This window comes from Gottfriedia sp. NPDC057948 (assembly GCF_042887255.1).
Lineage (GTDB): Bacteria > Bacillota > Bacilli > Bacillales > Bacillaceae_G > Gottfriedia.
In genome coordinates this window covers 71,732-92,168 of sequence record NZ_JBHVPN010000002.1, presented here as the reverse complement: position 1 = coordinate 92,168, position 20,437 = coordinate 71,732, and the positions used below count along the sequence as shown (strand labels likewise).

Below are 20,437 nucleotides of genomic sequence, written 5' to 3'. Positions count from 1 at the left end.
CTAGAAAAATTTTATTATATTCTCTCATTTTTCTCAAGAAGATAACAAATAGACTCATATGGGCGCAACGTTAATTCGGTTAAATTCTGACTTGAATCATTATAATTTGAAATTAATATTTGCTTGTTATATTCCTCAATAGCAATATCTTCTGGTAATTTAAAAAGAGTATCTTCACCATAAAAATTATTAACGACTAACAACATTTGATTATCCAGCTTACGAGTGTATGCAAAGATTTGTTCATGATTTAGTAATATAGAATCATACATACCTCTCGAAATAATGTCGAATTCTTTTCTTAAATTAATTAGTTTTTTATAATGATGAAACACTGAATCTTCATCAATTAGAGACTTTTCGACATTTATTTGTTCGTAATCTTTTCCTGTTGAAATCCAAGGTGTTCCAGTTGTGAATCCTGCATGTATTGAATCATTCCATTGCATAGGCGTACGAGAATTATCCCTTGATTTGCTCTTTAAAATGGCTAATATTTCTCTTTCTGGAACCCCATTTTCTTTTAATATTTTATAATAATTTAAACTTTCTACATCTCGATAGTCTTCAATTGAGTCAAATTTAGGATTAGGCATTCCAATTTCTTCACCTTGGTAAATATATGGAGTTCCCCTTAATAAATGCATTGAAGTAGCAAGCATTTTGGCTGATTCTTTATGATATTTTTGATCGTTTCCAATTCGTGAAACAATACGCGGTTGGTCATGGTTACACCAAAATAAGGCGTTCCATCCAGTTCCTGATTGCATACCTTTTTGCCACGAATCCAGAATTGACTTAAGTGACATAAAATCAAAATCCATTAATGACCATTTTTGCCCATCTTTATAGTCAATTTTTAAATGATGAAAGCTAAAAACCATCGATAACTCATTCTCAGACGGATTTGAATATCGAATACAATGGTCGATTGAAGTTGAAGACATTTCACCGACAGTAATGATTTCTTCGTTCCTACCAAACGTCTCATTATTTAATTTCTTTAAATACTCATGAATTCGAGGTCCGTCTGTATAATATTTTCTGCCGTCACCTGTTTCGTCATCAACCATAACTTCTGGCTTAGAAATCAGATTAATTACATCCAAACGAAATCCTTTTACTCCCTTATCAATCCAGAAATTAACGATATCGAATATTTCGTTTTGTACCTCAACATTTTCCCAGTTTAAATCTGGTTGGGTTTTATCAAAGAGATGCAGATAATATTCATTTGAATTCTCAACTTTTGCCCAAGTTGAACCACCAAATTTGGAGATCCAATTCGTTGGCTCTTTTCCGTCCTTTTCTTCTCTAAAAATATAATAATTTTTATATTTTTCATTTCCATCGAGGGCTTTCTTAAACCACTCATGTTCTGATGAAGTATGATTAAATACCATATCCAGCATTATTTCTATATCACAACGTTTTGCAGCCTTCACCAGTTCATCAAAATCTTCCATTGTTCCGTATGCTGGATCAATATTTCGGTAGTCCGCGACATCATAACCATTATCATTTTGAGGAGATACATAAAATGGAGTAAGCCAAATGTAGTCAACACCTAATTCTTTTAAATAATCAAGCTTTTTTGTAACTCCTCTTAAGTCCCCAAAGCCATCTCCATTCGAATCATAAAAAGACTTAGGATAAATTTGGTATACGACACTGTTCTTAAAATCCTTCATTTTGATAATCTCCTTGATTTATAAATAAATTCGAAAGGAAGGAAAATAAATTTCCTTCCCCTTAAATAATTATGAGTTTTTCACTAGCAGTTTTTTCTTGTTAAAGATAATCGTTAAAATGAATGGTACAACGACTGCAACTAGCATAGCGATTGAAAACATACCAATATGCTTAGGCTGAATAGATAAAATTGCAGGAAGACCTCCAACACCAATTGAATTCGCCATTACACCTGAACCAACTGAAACAATAGCAGCTATACCAGAGCCGATCATAGCAGCTACGAATGGATAAGCATACTTTAAGTTAATACCAAACATTGCTGGCTCTGTTACCCCTAAGAAACAAGAGATCGCAGCAGGAATTGATACCTGCTTTTCTTCTTCATTCTTTCTATTCAAATAAATGATTGCTAAAACAGCTGAGCCTTGTGCGATATTTGATAAAGCGATCATCGGCCACAGATTCGTTCCGTGAAGCTGACTCATTAGTTGAAGATCGATTGCGTTTGTCATATGATGCAATCCAGTTATAACTAGTGGTGCATAGAAGAATCCAAAAACTAAGGCAAATAGCCATCCAAATGAAGACGTTAATCCTGAATAGACTAAATGTGAGATAACTGAACCGATTTTCCAACCAATCGGACCTAATACTACATGTGCAATTAACACTGTTGGTACTAGTGCAAAGAACGGTACCACAATCATTGAAATTGCACTTGGCACGATTTTTCGAATATTTGTCTCTAAAATCGCTAAAGTGAAACCGGCTAAAATCGCTGGAATAACTTGCGCTTGATAACCAATCATATCGATTTTAGCAAAACCAAAGTCCCAAACTGGTGGTACAGCCCCACCTGCTACTGCGTATGCATTTAGTAGTTGTGGTGAAACAAGTGTAATACCTAAAACAATCCCTAGAATTTGAGTCGTACCCATTTTCTTTGTAATTGACCATGTAATACCAACTGGTAAGAAATGAAAAATGGCTTCACCAATCAACCATAAAAAAGAATGTGTACCTGCCCAAAATTGAGAGGTTTCGACAAGTGTTTTAGTACCATGATCTAGTAGTTTAATATCCCCAATTATGTTACGGAATCCTAAGATTAGACCCCCTACAACAATAGCTGGAATTAATGGTGAGAAGATTTCCGCTAAGTGAGCAAGTATTCTTTGAATCCATGTCATATTTTGCCTTGCAGCTATTTTAGCTTCATCTTTTGAAGTTTCCTCTACCCCAGCTAATTTTACAAATTCATTATAAAAAATAGATACTTCATTACCGATAATTACTTGAAATTGCCCGGCTTGCGTAAAAGTACCTTTAACTATTTTAATTTCTTGAATCATTTTTTCATCAGCTTTTTTAACGTCTTTCAGCACAAAACGCATTCGTGTTGCACAATGAGTTACTGTAGCTATGTTTTCTTTACCACCAATGTACTGAAGTAATTGTTTTGCTTCATCACTAAATCGGCTCATGATATCCCCTCCTCGAGCAATCTATTCTTTATTTAATAATGTTTAAATTCACCCTGTACGTACAAGATTAGTATATTCTTGTACGTACAGGAATGCAAGCGTTTTTTGTAAACGTTCTCAATCCTTATTAATTTCCATGGAAATTGCTAATCAAATTACTAATAAACTTATTAGACTAGTAGCGCATTTTTTCTGAATAAGCAGTATAACGTCTCAATCTCAGTAAATACATGGCTCGCTTCTCATGCTAGTTTCTCCAAAACCGGCGAGTAAGCTAGTGGAATTAAAGTTGATAATCATTTAGTGGAAATGAGTTTTAATAACAAGTCTTACCTGAGAAGCTGGCCCGTTTGAATATTACGTAGTAGTTACGATTTTTCCGGAGGAATTACCTTATAAAAAACATAATGTTGATTTTACTATTATCTTTAGAAGAGCGTTGCATTAGCAAGTTGGTGTAAGACTAAGCATTGCTAAGGAAGCATAAGTGGATATTAAAAAGCCGAAAGAAGCAGTGATTTAATTTTTTAAAGAAAAAAAGATTAACATTTTTTAACGTATTAATTGTAGAATAGAAAAGTATCATTCTTAATAGAGAACTACAGGAGGAACGCGTAGTGGGAGTTTTTGGAGGAATCTTATTATTTATAAGCTTTGTTGCATTTATTGTTTTTTTATTTTTAATGGTAAAGTCCATCTTTAAGAGGGACGGCATGTTCAAACTCAATCTTAAGATTGTTGGTGTTTCATTTGTTTTAATGTTTGTTAGCTTGATGATTCTTGGAGCAAATAGCCCTGACACAGATAAAGCAAGCACGACAGTTAAGAAAGAAAGTGCAGCACCTAAGAAAGAAAAGGTAAAGTTAACACCTGAACAAATCGCAAAACAAAAAGCTGATGCAGAAGCGAAAGCAAAAGCAGACGCAGCTAAGAAAAAAGCTGAAGAAGTAGAAAGAGCAAAAAATATCGCAAAAGTGAAGGCGGAAAGAGAAGCAAAAGCTAAAGCGGATGTAATTAAAAAGAAAGAAGCCGCTGATAAAAAAGCGCATAAGGAATACCAAGATTGGATTGAAAGTCATTTCTCATTATGGGACGGTTCAGTTCCTCAAGTAAATAAAATGATTAAGCAAAGTCTGAACGATCCAGATTCATTTAAACATGATGAAACAACTTATGAAGATTTAGGATTTCAAAAGGGATTTAAATTCCTAGTTAATTTCAGAGCGAAAAATGGTTTTGGTGGAGTCATGCGATACCAGTATACTGGGAAAATTGACTACAAAACAAAAATGATTACAGGACATTTCGTACAATGAAAAAGGGAATTTTAATACCATTCGTATTATTATTTTTGTTTGTATTATCAGCTTGTAGTAAAGCAGTAGGTGAAGGTACTGACTGTGATATTAAGGGGAATGTTAGCTTTTATTCAGGTGAAAAAATCTATCATGAACCAGGAGACGAATACTATGATGTCACGAAGATCGATGAGCGTTATGGTGAGAAATGGTTCTGTTCAGAAGAAGAAGCTGAAAAAGCAGGCTTTAGAAGAACACTTAGATAAAAAGAAAACTCACTTAGTTAATCACTAGGAGGGAGCTTTATTAATTCCTGCAGTTTTGCTTTAATTATTTACCATACAAGTTTCACCACGAAGAAACGGTATGATTGCTAACCCATATTTATTAATATTACATTTATTTAAACATATAAAAATTGAAAAAAACCGTTAACCTCTATCTGTTCCCAGGTAGAGCATTAAACGGTTTTTAGTTTTTATTAAATAGTTTCCTCTGTAAAGTGATCAAATACGATACATCCAGCTCCTTGTGCAACGATGTTATACGCTGTTGATGATTTAATGATTTGAACAGGACTGTTTGGATAATTTTTCAATCTTCCTTGTGCTGTTTCGGATGCCACATCAAAGAATAATGGCTTTGGAACTAATGTACCTCCACAAATTACAATATCAGGGCGTACGATGTAAATAAGATTAGTCAGTCCAATTCCAAAGTAATTAGCCGCCTCTTTTATGACCTCTAAACAAAGTGGATCTTCCATCTCTAAAGCTTCAAGAATTTGATGATAGCTAATATTTTCGACATCATTTACTTCAACCATCAAAGAAGTAATCTCACCGCGCTTAACTCGTTTGATTACCTCTTCTCGAATCGCAGGTAAACTACTGTACGCTTGAAGACAACCATATGAACCACATGAACAAAGTTTTCCATGAATATCAACGATCATATGTCCAAAAGCATCATCCATTTCGTTCTTATTACTTATTAATTTACCTTGTTGAATAATTCCACAACGGATTCCCATATCACTCGAAACAAAAACAATATTTTCGTTTTCTTTGCTGAAATTTAGTCTGTACTCTGCTAGGGCAGCTAAATTTGTACCGTTATTTAATAATACAGGACACTGATTAGCTTCTTCTAAGTGCCTAACAATATTTAAATCGTCCCATCCATCTGCTAAAAATGATCCAGATTTAATCATTACGCCCTTTTCTTGATCAATTTGGTCTAACACTCCAATACCAATACCTAATAATTGTTTTCTATTAATCTTATTTTGATTTAATAATTCACTTACACTTTTGGTTACAAAATTTAAAGTGTATTCTCCAGTACTCACGTTGCTCATTTTTAATTTTTTTGATTCGACTATTGTTAGATTTAAGTCAAGCAATAGTACTGTTGTAAATAAATTTGTGATTTCGACACCGACTAAGTAGAAAGCAGTTGGGTTAATCACATACATTGCTGGTCTCCTTCCACCACTAGAAACCCCTAAACCACTGTCGTATATAAGTCCTTCCTGCACTAATTCATCTAATAACCGAACACAAGTAGTATGCTTATACCCCGTCATTTCAGTTAATGTATTAACTTTAATTGGCCCTAATTTTCGTATTAAGCTATATAAAAGCTTTAAACTTTTGATTTTAGGCGACTGATAGCCTATAAATTGCTTGATCATTGACTCCTCCAAAACTCTTATCTTATTTTTTATCTATTTAACTTTTTATATTTTATGAATTAAGTATAGCTATTCATACACTATTTTACAGCATTTTAAGTAAAAATGAATAAACTTTTTACCAAAATGATTTTTAGTCTGTTTACAAGTAGGGAGTTATCCATTAGACTTATGGTGTAAGCATTATTATTTATTAGAATTCTTATTACAATCCCTATCGCTCATTTTAGGAGGAAAAATAAATGCATAAAACTGAACATATTTTAGAAACAAGAGATTTTATATTAAGTAAAACAAACTACCGTCCAACGGTTGGATTAATATTAGGTTCTGGCTTAGGTACTCTTGCAGATGAAATCGAAAACTCTGTTGTAATCCCTTACAGTGAAATTCCTCATTTTGCAAAGTCTGAAGCAGTTGGACACGCAAATGAATTAGTAATCGGTAAATTAAAAGGCCAAGCTGTTGTAGCAATGAAAGGCCGTTTCCATTATTATGAAGGCTTTACTTTAGATGAAGTAACGTTCCCTGTACGTGTAATGAAAGCTCTTGGAGTAGAAAAATTAATCGTAACAAATGCTTGTGGCGCTGTTAACACTAGCTTTAATCCAGGCGATTTAATGTTAATTACTGATCATATTAATTTAGTTGGAACAAATCCTTTAATTGGACCAAATAATCCAGAACTAGGAACTCGTTTCCCTGACGTTTCTGAAGTATATAACAAAGAATTACGTAGCATTGCATTAAATGTTGCTGCAAAACAAGATCTTAAATTACAACAAGGTGTTTATGCTTGGTGGAGTGGCCCTTCATACGAAACACCTGCTGAAATCCGTATGATCCGTACGCTTGGTGCTGACTCTGTTGGGATGTCAACGGTTCCTGAAGCAATCGTTGCTGTTCACGGAAGTATGAAAGTTTTAGGTATCTCTTGCCTAACAAACATGGCTTGTGGCATCCTAGACCAACCATTAAACCACGAAGAAGTAATTGAAGTAGCAAGCATGGTTAGAACGAAATTCGTTAACTTAGTTAAGGGCATTTTAGAAGAAATGTAATTCGAAATACGAAATACGAAATGCGAAAAGGCGTTTGATCAGCCCCGACAAGCATAAGCCGAAGAACGATAAAGGTTGCTTTTTACCTTTATTGAGCTTCGGCTTATGACCTCGAGGGGCTAACGCCTGGAGCTAGACAATGCGAAAAAGCGTTTGAGTAGCTCTGGAAGAAGTATTACCGGAGAAATATCTTGCTCAACTAGACAGTAACAAAATATGAAATTAGAGATTAGTAAAGAGGTTTTGGTTTTCCCTCTTTACTTCTTTTTATTAAACGGGGTGTTATTTTGAAAGGTATACTATATATCATTATCGGATCTGTTTGTTATGGCGTTTTGTCTACCTTTGTAAAATTGGCTTATGGTGATGGTTTTATTGTAAATGATGTAGTCGGTATGCAAATGTTTGTCGGGGCTATATTGTTATGGTCGATCGTACTTTTTAATAAAAGTAGATCCGCTAAGTCAAATAATCAACAATATTTAAAGCCTACTAAGAAGGATGTTTTATTTCTTGTTGTATTAGGTTCTACGACTGGCTTAACAGGGATGTTTTATTATTTGGCTTTGCAATATATTACTGCGTCATTAGCAATTGTGCTGTTATTCCAATTCACTTGGATTGGCGTTTTATTAGAATCAGTAGTCAATCGAAAGCTTCCTGAAAAAAGTAAATTGCTCTCATTGATTCCGCTCGTTATCGGCACGATTTTTGCAACAAATGTTCTAACAGATGGTATTGGTTCATTGAATTGGTTAGGAGTTTTATTTGGGGCGTTGTCCGCGGTTTCGTACAGTACTTTTATATTACTTAGCGGTAGGATCGCTTTAAAAGCAAACCCAATAACCAAAACGGCATTAATGATTACAGGTGGTTTTCTAATTTGTGCGATTTTCCTCCCACCTACATTTTTCACAAATTGGCACTTGTTTGCAAAACTTTCATTAAAGTACGGGCTGATCCTTGGCTTTCTAGGTCCATTTTTCTCTACTTTAATGTTTTCAAAAGGCGTTCCTTTAACAGGTTCTGGTCTTGCTTCTATTTTAGGAGCGGCAGAGTTACCGACAGCTACGTTAATGTCAGCGATTGTATTAAAGGAAGCGGTTGGAGCTCAACAATATTTTGGTATCATTTTAATTTTAGTCGGTATCGTTTTACCTGAATTCCTTAAAAGAAAGTCACTTCAATCAGCAAATTAAACTCGTAAAGATACAATCTGTTAATACTCCGAATAATTAAATAGATATTCCAAATAATATATTAGATTGCAAGCAGAGCGCTAGCAATCAGTCTGAAAATCAACAATTTTTTTGGACTTTGTTTAAAAACAAAGATATTCAAAGTAATATCTTTGTTATTTTTTTGGAGGTGTTTTTATGAGAGTAAAAGACGTTATGTCGAGTGATGTTGAGTGTTGTTCAAACCAGGATTCTTTACAATCAGTGGCAAGTAAAATGGAAACCTTAAATGTTGGAGCAATTCCAGTTGTTAACAATGGACAAGTAGTTGGAATGATTACAGATCGAGATTTAGCTTTACGTGGTATTAGTCAAGGGGGAAATGCAAATGCTTCCCAAGTAATGTCTAATAATATTGTGACGATTGATTGTAACGCAAGTCTTCAAGAAGCATCAAATTTAATGGCACAGCATCAAATAAGAAGATTGCCAGTCGTAGAAAATGGTAACCTCGTTGGAATACTTTCACTTGGTGACTTAGCAGTACAAGAGCAGTCAGATGAAAGTGCTGGGGAAGCATTGTCTCAAATCTCTCAAAACGATATTCAATAACTAGAAAAATGGGACCGCTTTATATGGTATTTGGTCCCATTTTTATTTTTTATTTATTCATTTGTGCAAGAAAATCTCCGAGTAGACTATCCATATCTTCCTCTTCAATTTCTTCTTTGGCTGCAGAGATTTCGCTTTTACTTGCAGCTTCCCAATTAAAGTTATCTAAATCATCATCATGATCGGCTTTTCTTACAATATTATCTAAATTCGTTACATTCGGTTCGCTTGTGCGAATTTTTGATTGAACGGGTTCCAATTCTGGCTCTAATTCATTCATTTCTTCTTGAAGATATAGAGCTTCTTCAATTGCTAGACTATTACTATTTAGCGATGTAATAAGAGAAGCAGTTCGAATCGGGTTAGATAATAGTTGGTACACAATACTACCTAATAGTGCCTCAGAATGCTCATGTTTTAACCAATCTCTTTGAACTTTATCTAGGCTTTTTGGTAGTGGAATTGTTATTGTTTGCCTTTGCTTTGATAATGAGTCATTAACTCCGCTTATTACGTACTCAGCAATCTTACTTGAAAAGTTCCGTCTTTCGCTTTGTTTAAGCTGCTGCAAATGTTTAATTATCTGATCAGGCGTATCGGAAGGGATACGAAATGTAATAGGTTGTCCCCTCGTCAATTCTTTTTCCTTCATGGAATCACCTTATTTTGCTTTAGACATTTTTTGTTCTTCTTTTCCAATTTGTTGTGCTTCTCTTCTAGATTCTCTTACTCTTTTTAGTTCAAAATCAGCGATTAGCTTATAATAAGCATTCGCCATCATCCAGATACTTTCCTTCTCATCCTCAAAGAAATCAATATTATAACCATCTAGGTTATTATTAAGTGTTTTAAGATACTCTTTTAAGATCAGCGACCCTCCACCAATGAAATAGCATATTTCAGTTTGAGAGTTCTTCTGCCAAATATTTCTTAAATGGCGATATTGTTTTTTTGCTAATTCTAACAGAATTCGGTCTACTATATCATGAACGCTTGTCCGACTACCCTTAACCATAATATGATTTCGATCACTTTTCTTAGTAATGATCTCTACAACGTCTCTTCGACTATCAAGTTCCACTCCATGTCTTGAACGAATCTCTTCACGAATTGCTTCTAGGGACTCTGCCACACCAAGATTAAAACCTTGAGCTTTATCGTCATCTACCTTTCGATTCCTAATGACCGCAATATCAGTTGATAACCCTCCGATGTCTTGAATAAGGATTTTTTTATCTATAAGGTCTTTATTAATTATGTTTAAATGATTGTCCATAACTAAGTTAATAAAAGCTGCAAATCCTTCAGGATAGACTTTAACTTCTTCAAACTTAATATTAACTTTTAATCCTTGATGTCTTGGTGTTACTAAAAACTCTACTTGGTGAACTGAGCCTAGTAATCGCGAACGATAACCAACGTCCTTTCCTTCCTTTACTTCTCTAAGCGGAAGACCAGTTCCTAATACGTATGTTGCCTCAATTACATTATTAGAGTTCTTTACAATCTGCTTATTATCTTCTCTAGCCGCATCTAACGCTAAAGCTGCAAATAACATAATAAGTGTTTGATCCTCTTCAGACTTATTACTCCCAGGATCTAGTTCTGTTGCATTACCACTTTTAGTTGCTAAATTTCCTACACGATAAACAGTATTATTCTCTTTTAAAGTAGGGGAGTGAACGCGAATATGTATTCCATCAACTGGATCTTGGTTGTCTAATTCTTCTATCCCAATGATTGGACGATCTTCTGTATCCCTTGCAATAATATTAGGAATATTAATCTCAGATTCCATCTTCCCAAAAATTCCTTTGAGTGAATCGTTTCCTACATCAATAGCAGCTATACGAGCATTTACCACTTAAATCATCCCTTTCGTTAATAGGTTTACATATTAATAGATAATTCTGATTTAAGATTATCTAACTTTAGTCATCCGGTCAATGTCCCATGCTGAACTATTATAAAAATGTAACTGAATTGTCATCTTGTATACAAAATTGTAAACACATAAACTTGTATACATTTCTGTGTACATGTGTACAAAAATGTATACAAATGTTTACAAAAACGTTTACTTGTATACAAAAGTGTATACATTCCTTTTTCATTCTAGAATTAATTTCAAAACAACTGTCTCCTACCTGCAAATAAAAAGTATACGTTTTTGTGTACAAGTATACTCTATCGTGTACAATCGTTTACATAATGTATTCTTGTGTACAAATATGTGTACAACTTCTATAGATCGGTTTTCCTCTAAAAATTAAAAAACAGGTAGATGGCTTCTACCTGTCTATATGTGTGTGGATAAGTACCTTAAATAAACATATCCACATGTGGATTACTTATTTTTATTATGATTAACTAACTCTTGAATAGGATTATTTTCAAAAATTATTATTTTTGAATCCTGTAATTTATTATAATCCTCTTCAGACATAAGCTTTAAATTTAATAGGTCCTCCTTTGTTGTAAATTTTGGATATGACCTTCTCCGTAATGATCCAAATCTTTTTAGATTATAAAATTTCCAACCTAAAAGACCAAAATAAAAAACAATCCACAAAAGGATTACAAATAAAATAAAAAAACGTATGTCATGATTTGTCATTTTGAAATAGGACTTTACTATATTTATATATCGATTATTGTAATTTATTAGCGAAGTAATGAAAAAAGCAATTACAATCATGCAATAGATCCAAACTACTAATGTTGTAATGGTTATCATCACTTCACTTAGCCAATTTTTCTTTGAATGAACGATTACTCCACCTTCCTGTTTCCCCTGTCTGGACTTGTCCATGTTGCATAACCACCTTTTATTCTTGATTTAATTGCTTTAGGTAATGCAAACATTACAATCATTGCATTTAAAACCCAATAAATAACTGGATACCATGCAGCCCACAAGTAATATTTTTTTATGTTATCGTATGTGGAATCCACTCTTATCGACATCCAAAGCTGTATAAGACTCATAAAAACAAGTGAGAAAGAAGAAAAAGTCATCCATATTATTAACTGTTGTACACTGTTAGCAGTTAATAAATAGTAAATTGTCACGAATACCCAAGAAAATGACCATATTAAACTAACCCATTGTTCAAGATAAATTGGCCAGATCCTTCTATGCCGATAGTCCAATAATAAACGCCAATACCGCATAATTACCTCTTGTCCACCCTGTGCCCAACGAATTCTCTGATTCCAAATTCCTTTTAATGTTTCTGGAACTAACATCCAACAAAGAGCACGAGGTTCATAGCGAATATCCCAAAATCTTTCTTGTAGCTTCCAGGATACTGCGATATCTTCTGTAATCATATCTCGGTCCCATAATCCTACATCTACAAGTGCTTTTTTGCGAAATGCAACGACTACGCCTGATACAGTCATTATTTTACCTAGCATTCTTTGGGTTCTTTTTATGGCCCCAATAATAGAAGAATATTCTACTATTTGTAATCTACTCAGTAGCGTATCACGATTTCGAATTCTTGGATTTCCCGTTACAGCACCTAATCTTTCCCCACTATGTAGAAAATGATAAATGAGATACTGTGCAGCTTTAGGCGCTAAAATGGCATCCGAATCAATACAAACTAAAAACTCCCCTTTTGATGCATAGCAAGCAATATGTAAGGCATTTGCTTTTCCTCTATTTTCTCTACAATCAATAGCTTTAACTTCGTGATATTTCTTTGCCATTTTTTCTAAAATTTTAAAGGTTGAATCATTGCTGCCATCGTTTACAGCAATGATTTCTTTTAATGGATAATCTAGTTCCACTAAATATTGAATCGTCTCTTCAATTGTTTCTTCTTCGTTATAACAAGGTATTAAGATGCTAATTAATGGCCACTCAATCCCTTCAAAATTTACATCTTTTCCTTTTTCTCTGTATCGGAAAAATAGACTGGATCCGGCTACCCAAAATAAAGACATAACCAATGGATACCAAAATACAAACTCCGACAAAAAACTTATGAATTTGTTCAAATTTAATCACCTAATTTACTAAATTCAAAAATGTACCTTCCATATAAAAACTAGTATCAGCAAATACAAATAAATTAACAGTGTTTTTCTAACCCATATAGTAATTTTTTACTTTCTTACAAAAGTTTTTGTTCTTTTAACATGAAACGATTATAATGGGAATGATGATTGTACTTCTCTAGTACAATTTAATAGATAGAAAATTTAATAGAAAAATAAATCCATAAGCTTTATTGCTTGTGGTAGAGGTCGCAAACTCCCCTCTACAAAAAAATAAGGCGAAAAACAATATTTGTCGTATTGTTTTTATTTTTGTTATTCGGGATGCCCTCTTCTTTTTAATCATGTAAAGGAGAGAAGAAATATGAAAAATGAAAAAGCAATCGTTGTATTTAGCGGTGGCCAAGACAGTACTACTTGTTTATTCTGGGCTATGCAACAATTTGGTGAGGTTGAAGCTGTTACGTTTAATTACAATCAGCGCCATAAACTAGAATTAGATGTAGCTGCAGATATTTGTAAGGAATTAAATATTCCTCACCATATCCTTGATATGTCCTTGTTAAATCAGCTTGCACCAAATGCTTTAACAAGATCAGATATTGATATAACTCACGAAGAAGGCGAACTTCCTTCTACATTCGTCGATGGACGTAACTTGTTATTCCTATCTTTTGCAGCAGTACTTGCTAAACAAAAAGGAGCAAAGCACATTATTACTGGTGTTTGTGAGACTGACTTTAGCGGATACCCTGACTGCCGAGATATCTTTGTTAAATCATTAAATGTAACTCTTAATCTATCAATGGATTATCCTTTTGTTATTCATACTCCACTTATGTGGATCGATAAGGCTGACACATGGAAATTAGCTGATGATTTAGGAGCATTTGAATACGTAAAAAATAAAACATTAACTTGCTATAACGGCATTATTTCTGATGGTTGTGGAGAATGTCCGGCTTGTGAGCTTCGTCAGGCTGGCTTAGATCGTTACCTACAATCGAAGGGAGACACAAAGCATGTTTGATTTTCGCATCGTAGAAAGACTTCATAAAATTGATGAGCATATTAAAAAAGAAGACTTAAAATATCACCATAAACGTGTTCTTGTTAATAAAGAATTTACCTTTGATGCTGCACATCACTTACATTGCTACGAAGGTAAATGTAAGAATTTACATGGACACACATATAAAGTTATTTTTGGAATTAGTGGTTTTGTTGATGAAATTGGCTTAGTAATCGATTTTGGTGATATTAAACAGATTTGGAAGGAAAAAATTGAAATCTATTTAGATCACCGTTATTTAAATGAGATGCTACCACCGATGAATACAACAGCCGAAAATATGGTTGTTTGGATTTATGAGCAAATGGAAAATGCACTTAAAGATCACACAAATCCTGCGCAAGATATTCGAGTAGAGTTTGTTCGTTTATTTGAAACGCCTACTTGCTACGCAGAAGCTCGTAGGGAGTGGATGATCAATGAGTAAAATTCCAGTACTTGAAATATTCGGACCTACTGTACAAGGTGAAGGAATGGCCATCGGTCAAAAAACGATGTTTATTCGTACTGCGGGTTGTGATTACTCTTGTAGTTGGTGCGATTCTTCGTTCACTTGGGATGGTAGTGAAAAAGAAAATATAAAGTGGATGACCGCGGAAGAAGTTTGGAAGAATTTAACCAACTTAGGCGGCGATACATTCTCTCATATTACGATTTCTGGTGGAAACCCTGCCTTACTTCCATCTTTAGGCCCTGTAGTTGAGTTTTTAAAGGAAAAGAATATGACTTTAGCTCTTGAAACTCAAGGTAGTAAGTGGCAACCATGGTTACCTTCTATTGATGAAGTTACTTTATCGCCCAAACCTCCTAGCAGTGGCATGAATACTGATTTTGATATGCTAGGAAGTATTATTCAAAATTTAGAAAATCATCCAAAGTTTTGCTTAAAAGTTGTTATTTTTGATGAAAAAGATTTAGCTTATGCGGAAACTGTTCATCAAAAATTCCCACATGTTCCGTTCTTTTTACAAGTCGGAAATAGTTGGCTAAATGCAGATGATCGCACTTTATTACAATACATGTTAAATCGTTACGAATGGCTTATAGATGAAGCAATGAAATCAAAAGTCTTTAAAAATGTAAAAGTTTTACCTCAATTACATGCATTTGTTTGGGGAAATAAGAGAGGAGTTTAACCAAAATGGTAGGAAGATCAAAAGGTTCACTAGAAGATGTATCATTACTTGGAAGCAACAACACAAAATATTTATTTGAATACGATCCAGGAATATTAGAAACATTTGATAATACTCACCCAGATCGTGATTATTTCGTAAAATTTAATTTCCCTGAATTTACTTCACTTTGTCCAAAAACAGGTCAACCTGATTTTGCGACAATTTATATAAGCTATATTCCTGAGAAAAAAATGGTTGAAAGTAAATCATTAAAATTATACTTCTTTAGCTTCCGTAATCATGGTGACTTCCATGAGGATTGCATGAATATTATTATGGATGACCTAATCAAATTAATGGATCCTCGTTATATTGAGGTTTGGGGGAAATTCACTCCACGTGGCGGAATTTCAATTGACCCATATTGTAATTATGGTCGACCAGGTACAAAATACGAAAAAATGGCTGAACATCGTATGATGAACCATGATTTATATCCTGAGAAGATTGATAACCGATAAGAACTAAAAGTGCACTGTATAAAATACAGTGTACTTTTTTTATTCAGGTAAATACTATATTCGTTTATAGCACTTAATTTGTTTTTATTTTACAATTAATGGAAAGTAAATAAAAAGTGTGGTGAAACCATTTGTTTAAACTATTACTCATTGAAGATGATTCTTCTCTATTCACTGAGATTAAAGATCGCTTATCTGGATGGTCCTATGAAGTATATGGGATAACAGATTTTAGTAAGGTAATTCAAGAGTTTACAGAGATAAAACCAGATTTAGTCATCATTGATATACAACTACCAAAATACGATGGTTTCCATTGGTGTCGTATGATTCGTTCCCATTCAAATGTACCAATTATTTTTCTATCTTCAAGAGATCACCCCTCAGATATGGTCATGTCGATGCAGCTTGGAGCAGATGATTTTATACAAAAGCCATTCCATTTTGATGTACTAATTGCGAAAATCCAGGCTACTCTTAGACGCGTATATAATTACAATACCGAAAAAATCGCTCTTAAAACTTGGTGTGGTGCAACCGTCGACTATGAAAAAAATACTGTATCAAATGAAACCGGTGCAATTGAACTTACAAAGAATGAGATCTATATTTTAAAACTACTAATTGAACAAAAAAATAAAATCGTAAGTCGTGAGGAATTAATAAATGCCCTATGGGATGATAAACGATTTATTAGTGATAACACCTTAACAGTAAACGTAAATCGATTGCGGAAAAGACTAGATGAAATAGGATTAGGACAATTTATTGAAACAAAGGTTGGTCAAGGATATATTGCTTTAGAAGAGGTCATCTAATGATAAAAACATTCCTAATTGAGCGATTTAGTTGGATTCTTTTTTTTCTACTAACACAAGTACTCGTTGTATTTGTCTCATTTATTGATTCGTCAATTCCTTTAAAATCACTACTTTACATAGTCTTTCTTTCACTGTTATTGTTTATCATTTTTTTAGTCATTCGATATCCTAAAGAAATAAAATTTTATAAAAGTCTTGTTGAACGTGAAGATAACCTTGATTTGACGGGAATTGAAGAATCAAATAGTCCATTTGAAGAAATTGTTGAAAACAGCTTCACCAATCAAACGAGCTTATTAAAAAAAATAGCGATTCAAAATCAAACTTATTTAGAGCAAGAAAAAGATGAGCTCCTATCATGGATCCATGAAGTAAAAACTCCTTTAACAGCAATGCACTTAATGATTGATCGTATGAAGGATGAAAAGTTGAAATCAAATTTAACATATGAATGGCTACGTATTCACCTATTATTAGATCAACAGCTTCACCAAAAAAGAATACCTTTTATTGAAAATGATCTTTACATCGAAAAAATTCAACTGGAAGATGTCATTTATCCAGAGATTAAAACTTTGCAATCATGGTGTATACATAAAGGGATTGGATTTGAGATTGAACTAGAGGAGCTAGAAGTATTCAGTGATGCTAAATGGCTATCATATATACTACGACAACTATTAACAAATGCAGTGAAATATAGTCCATCTTCAGACATTCGGATTATAAGTAGGCAAAAAAATGAGCAAGTGATTCTTGAAATTGAAGACTTCGGTCGAGGTATTCATTCAAAAGATTTGCCGCGAATTTTCGAAAAAGGATTTACTTCAACGATTCAGCATCAAGATAATGCCTCTACAGGGATGGGATTATATTTAGCAAAGAAAGCTGCCCAGTCCCTACATATTACGTTCCAAGTAAAGTCTGAGTTAGATAAAGGGTCGATTTTCACTCTAACCTTCCCAAAACAAAATGAATTTGTAAAAATAACAGGCATGTGACAAAATTGTCACATGCTTTTGTTTATTGTTCGGTTAATCAAAGGAAACGGTCTTGGTAACCATTTATACTAATTTTATCGAATGAAAATAAAGGAGTGTAAGAAATGAATATTTTAGAAGCAAATAAAATTCATAAAAGTTACGGAAATAAATTTAATAAACAAGAAGTGTTAAGTGGCATTAATATAAACATCGAAAAAGGTGAATTTGTTAGCATCATGGGTCCTTCTGGATCTGGTAAAACTACTTTACTAAACGTTCTTTCCTCGATCGATAAGATTAATAGTGGAACGATTGCAATTGAAGGTAAAGACATAACGGATATGAAAGAAAAACAATTAGCAGAATTTCGTAAATACTACTTAGGCTTTATTTTCCAGGAATACAACTTACTAGACACATTAACTGTAAAAGAAAATATACTTCTACCTTTATCAATAACAAAAACGTCACCAAGTGAAGCCAATCAAAAGTTTGATGTTATTGCGAAAGAGCTTGGCATTTATGAATTAAAAGATAAGTATCCTAACGAAATCTCTGGGGGACAAAAACAGCGTACTTCAGCCGCTAGAGCGTTTATTCATGAACCTAGTATTATTTTCGCAGATGAACCTACAGGCGCATTGGATTCAAAATCTGCTTCAGATTTATTAAATAAACTAAGTGAACTAAATGAGAAAAGAAACGCGACAATTGTAATGGTTACACATGATCCAGTAGCAGCAAGTTTTTGCAATCGCGTTGTCTTTATTAAAGATGGACAAATCTATTCACAACTTCACAAAGGCGATGAAACGAGACAGAATTTCTTTAAAGATATTATGAAAACCCAAGGTGTATTAGGTGGTGTTCACCATGAGCATTAATCATTTGATATTCCGAAATTTAAAAAAGAATTTAAAAAACTATTATCTATATGTTTTTGCATTAATTTTTAGTGCTGCCTTATACTTCTCATTTGTTACATTGCAGTATGACCCATCAATGGAAGCAACAAAGGGTTCGATTAAAGGAGCAGCAGCAATTCGCTCAGCGTCGATTTTACTTGTCGCAATCGTTTCGATTTTCCTTTTATATGCAAATATGATTTTTATAAAAAGAAGAAGTAAAGAAATTGGTTTGTTTCAATTAATAGGAATGACTAAAAATAGGATTTTCGGTATTTTAACAGTTGAAAATTGTATTCTATATTTTAGTTCATTGGTTCTTGGGATTTTAGTAGGTTTTTCGATTTCAAGGCTGATCATTATGATTTTATATAAAATCGTCGGAGTAAAAGCGATTGCTACTTTACATTTTTCTTCACAAGCATTAGTGCAAACATTAATTGTATTTATCGTAATTTACGCGTTCATTATGTTAATGAATTATACTTTTATTAAAAGACAAACTATTTTATCTTTGTTCCGAGTAGTCTCATCGACTGAAGGAAAGCTTAAAAAAATGTCTGTCTTCGAGATTTCTATTGGAATTTTAGGTATTTTATTAATAATCTCAGGTTATTTTCTATCATCAAAATTATTTGATGGCGATTTTACTACTATGACTGCACTTTTTTCGGTAATGATCTATATTTTAGCGTCAGTCATTATTGGAACTTATTTAGTGTATAAAAGTTCGGTTCGTTTTATTTTAAATATCATTCGTAAAAAGAAAAATGGCTATTTAAATATTAATGATGTCCTATCTTTATCTTCAATTATGTTTAGAATGAAGTCTAATGCCTTGCTTCTAACAATTATTACTACCGTTTCAGCACTAGCGATTGGCTTATTATCTTTAAGCTATATATCTTATTATTCTGCAGAAAAGACAGCTGAGAGCCATGTCCCTGCTGATTTTTTCTTAAATAATAAGAAAGATTTACAAACTTTCAAATCTGCACTAGATGAAAATGGTATTAATTATACAGAAAAACACACCGAGGTTATTCAAGTTAATGCAAATATAAAGAAAATACTAGATACAGAGTTAAAAGGTATGATGAAGGATGCTGATAAATTCCCACTAGCGGTAGTAAGCGAAAAGTCAGTTAAAATAAACCTTGCTTCAAATGAAGCCTTATTTACTGGATACGACGATATGCTTCAGAAATTTATGACCTTAAAGGATTCAGGGCATATTGAATTAACTAGCAGTAAGAAAAAATTTAATCTAAATTATTTAGGTTTAAAACGTGAAAAGATTATACCTTCCTACTTCACAAATGGGGGATTTCCTACTGTTATTGTAGACGATCAAGTATTTAAAACATTAAAACAGAATCTTGATTCATCAATTCAAAAAGATTCTACTGTCTACAATGGCATTAATATAAGTGATGAAAAACTAATCGAAAAAGCAAATAATATTTATGAGGACCATCAACTTGATAAGAATTATCCTAATGATTCTCGACTTGAAATCGTTAAAAGTCAAAAAGCAAATATGGGACTTATTATGTTCATCGTCGGATTTTTAGGACTTACATTCTTAATGACATCAGGATGTATTTTATACTTTAAACAAATGGATGAGAGTGTTGACGAAAAACCAAACTATACTATTTTACGTAAACTAGGTTTCTCCCGTAGAGACTTATTAAGAGGAATACGTTCTAAGCAATTATTTAATTTCGGTATCCCATTAGTAGTCGGACTAGTTCATAGCTATTTTGCCGTTCAATCTGGATGGTTCTTATTCGGTACTGAAGTCTGGACTCCAATGATTATCGTCATGGTTTTATATGCTGTTTTATACTCTGTCTTTGGTCTTTTATCGGTTCTTTATTATAAAAAAGTAATTAAAGAAGCTCTTTAGACTAACATTACTACCTAATAAATAATAGAAGCTCGAACTTTAGCTTCTATTATTTTTTTACTTATTTTGATTT

General features: G+C 33.2%; 20 protein-coding genes. 13 read left to right on the top strand and 7 right to left on the bottom strand.

Annotated features, from left to right (window positions below; genetic code table 11):
• Positions 1–14 precede the first annotated feature (14 nt).
• Both treC and treP read right to left on the bottom strand, forming a co-directional pair.
• On the bottom strand, positions 15–1,691 hold the full coding sequence (gene treC / locus ACFVRR_RS04405) for an alpha,alpha-phosphotrehalase (RefSeq protein ID WP_387325169.1): 1,677 nt from the start codon (positions 1,689–1,691) through the stop codon (positions 15–17).
• A 69-nt stretch (positions 1,692–1,760) separates the two neighbouring features.
• On the bottom strand, positions 1,761–3,179 hold the full coding sequence (gene treP, locus ACFVRR_RS04400) for a PTS system trehalose-specific EIIBC component (protein ID WP_387325165.1): 1,419 nt from the start codon (positions 3,177–3,179) through the stop codon (positions 1,761–1,763).
• 617 nt (positions 3,180–3,796) lie between these two features.
• Here treP and ACFVRR_RS04395 point away from each other — a divergent pair.
• Together ACFVRR_RS04395 and ACFVRR_RS04390 are read left to right on the top strand one after the other, a co-directional pair.
• Positions 3,797–4,495 carry a cytochrome c family protein gene (locus ACFVRR_RS04395; protein ID WP_387325162.1) on the top strand — a complete coding sequence of 233 codons (699 nt, stop codon included), beginning with the start codon at positions 3,797–3,799 and terminating at the stop codon, positions 4,493–4,495.
• Positions 4,492–4,743: a sunset domain-containing protein gene (locus tag ACFVRR_RS04390; protein ID WP_387325160.1), complete on the top strand. Its 252-nt coding sequence runs from the start codon at positions 4,492–4,494 to the stop codon at positions 4,741–4,743. Before ACFVRR_RS04395 ends, ACFVRR_RS04390 begins: the two co-directional genes overlap by 4 nt.
• 215 nt (positions 4,744–4,958) lie before the next feature.
• On the opposite strand, the gene ACFVRR_RS04385 is transcribed toward ACFVRR_RS04390, so the two are convergent.
• A complete protein-coding gene (locus tag ACFVRR_RS04385; RefSeq protein ID WP_387325157.1) occupies positions 4,959–6,173 on the bottom strand; it encodes an ROK family protein in 1,215 nt (404 codons plus the stop codon).
• A gap of 242 nt (positions 6,174–6,415) precedes the next feature.
• Between ACFVRR_RS04385 and ACFVRR_RS04380 the strand changes: the two genes are divergently transcribed.
• From ACFVRR_RS04380 to ACFVRR_RS04370, 3 genes are all read left to right on the top strand, one after another.
• Positions 6,416–7,234 (top strand): purine-nucleoside phosphorylase, encoded by an 819-nt coding sequence (locus tag ACFVRR_RS04380; RefSeq protein ID WP_387325154.1) that lies wholly within the window; start codon positions 6,416–6,418, stop codon positions 7,232–7,234.
• A 287-nt stretch (positions 7,235–7,521) separates the two neighbouring features.
• Positions 7,522–8,433, top strand: a complete 912-nt coding sequence (locus tag ACFVRR_RS04375) for an EamA family transporter (RefSeq protein WP_387325152.1) — start codon at positions 7,522–7,524, stop codon at positions 8,431–8,433.
• Between the two features lie 177 nt (positions 8,434–8,610).
• Positions 8,611–9,024, top strand: coding sequence for a CBS domain-containing protein (locus ACFVRR_RS04370; protein ID WP_387325149.1), 414 nt, complete (start codon positions 8,611–8,613; stop codon positions 9,022–9,024).
• 49 nt (positions 9,025–9,073) lie between these two features.
• Here ACFVRR_RS04370 and ACFVRR_RS04365 read toward each other — a convergent pair whose 3' ends face one another.
• The 4 genes from ACFVRR_RS04365 to pgaC form a co-directional block, all read right to left on the bottom strand.
• Positions 9,074–9,676, bottom strand: coding sequence for a hypothetical protein (locus ACFVRR_RS04365; RefSeq protein ID WP_387325147.1), 603 nt, complete (start codon positions 9,674–9,676; stop codon positions 9,074–9,076).
• Positions 9,677–9,685: 9 nt separating this feature from the next.
• Entirely contained in the window at positions 9,686–10,888 is a 1,203-nt protein-coding gene (locus ACFVRR_RS04360) for an Alp7A family actin-like protein (RefSeq protein WP_387325144.1), read from the bottom strand.
• A 483-nt stretch (positions 10,889–11,371) separates the two neighbouring features.
• The gene (gene pgaD, locus ACFVRR_RS04355) at positions 11,372–11,836 is read right to left on the bottom strand and encodes a poly-beta-1,6-N-acetyl-D-glucosamine biosynthesis protein PgaD (protein WP_387325141.1); all 465 of its coding nucleotides are present in this window, start codon (positions 11,834–11,836) and stop codon (positions 11,372–11,374) included.
• On the bottom strand, positions 11,797–13,032 hold the full coding sequence (gene pgaC / locus ACFVRR_RS04350) for a poly-beta-1,6-N-acetyl-D-glucosamine synthase (RefSeq protein ID WP_387325138.1): 1,236 nt from the start codon (positions 13,030–13,032) through the stop codon (positions 11,797–11,799). Before pgaC ends, pgaD begins: the two co-directional genes overlap by 40 nt.
• A gap of 364 nt (positions 13,033–13,396) precedes the next feature.
• Here pgaC and queC point away from each other — a divergent pair, with 364 nt between their 5' ends.
• From queC to ACFVRR_RS04310, 8 genes are all read left to right on the top strand, one after another.
• Positions 13,397–14,062 (top strand): 7-cyano-7-deazaguanine synthase QueC, encoded by a 666-nt coding sequence (gene queC / locus ACFVRR_RS04345; protein WP_387325135.1) that lies wholly within the window; start codon positions 13,397–13,399, stop codon positions 14,060–14,062.
• The gene (gene queD, locus ACFVRR_RS04340; RefSeq protein ID WP_331224286.1) at positions 14,055–14,531 is read left to right on the top strand and encodes a 6-carboxytetrahydropterin synthase QueD; all 477 of its coding nucleotides are present in this window, start codon (positions 14,055–14,057) and stop codon (positions 14,529–14,531) included. The genes queC and queD overlap by 8 nt, the downstream gene beginning before the upstream one ends.
• Positions 14,524–15,240, top strand: a complete 717-nt coding sequence (gene queE / locus ACFVRR_RS04335) for a 7-carboxy-7-deazaguanine synthase QueE (RefSeq protein WP_097974770.1) — start codon at positions 14,524–14,526, stop codon at positions 15,238–15,240. The genes queD and queE overlap by 8 nt, the downstream gene beginning before the upstream one ends.
• Before the next feature lie 5 nt (positions 15,241–15,245).
• Entirely contained in the window at positions 15,246–15,743 is a 498-nt protein-coding gene (queF, locus tag ACFVRR_RS04330) for a preQ(1) synthase (RefSeq protein ID WP_088012612.1), read from the top strand.
• A gap of 131 nt (positions 15,744–15,874) precedes the next feature.
• The gene (locus ACFVRR_RS04325) at positions 15,875–16,561 is read left to right on the top strand and encodes a response regulator transcription factor (protein WP_387325130.1); all 687 of its coding nucleotides are present in this window, start codon (positions 15,875–15,877) and stop codon (positions 16,559–16,561) included.
• The gene (locus ACFVRR_RS04320; RefSeq protein WP_387325127.1) at positions 16,561–17,565 is read left to right on the top strand and encodes a sensor histidine kinase; all 1,005 of its coding nucleotides are present in this window, start codon (positions 16,561–16,563) and stop codon (positions 17,563–17,565) included. The genes ACFVRR_RS04325 and ACFVRR_RS04320 overlap by 1 nt, the downstream gene beginning before the upstream one ends.
• 104 nt (positions 17,566–17,669) lie before the next feature.
• Positions 17,670–18,431 (top strand): ABC transporter ATP-binding protein, encoded by a 762-nt coding sequence (locus tag ACFVRR_RS04315; protein ID WP_025568323.1) that lies wholly within the window; start codon positions 17,670–17,672, stop codon positions 18,429–18,431.
• A complete protein-coding gene (locus ACFVRR_RS04310) occupies positions 18,421–20,364 on the top strand; it encodes an FtsX-like permease family protein (RefSeq protein ID WP_387325123.1) in 1,944 nt (647 codons plus the stop codon). Before ACFVRR_RS04315 ends, ACFVRR_RS04310 begins: the two co-directional genes overlap by 11 nt.
• Positions 20,365–20,437 lie beyond the last annotated feature (73 nt).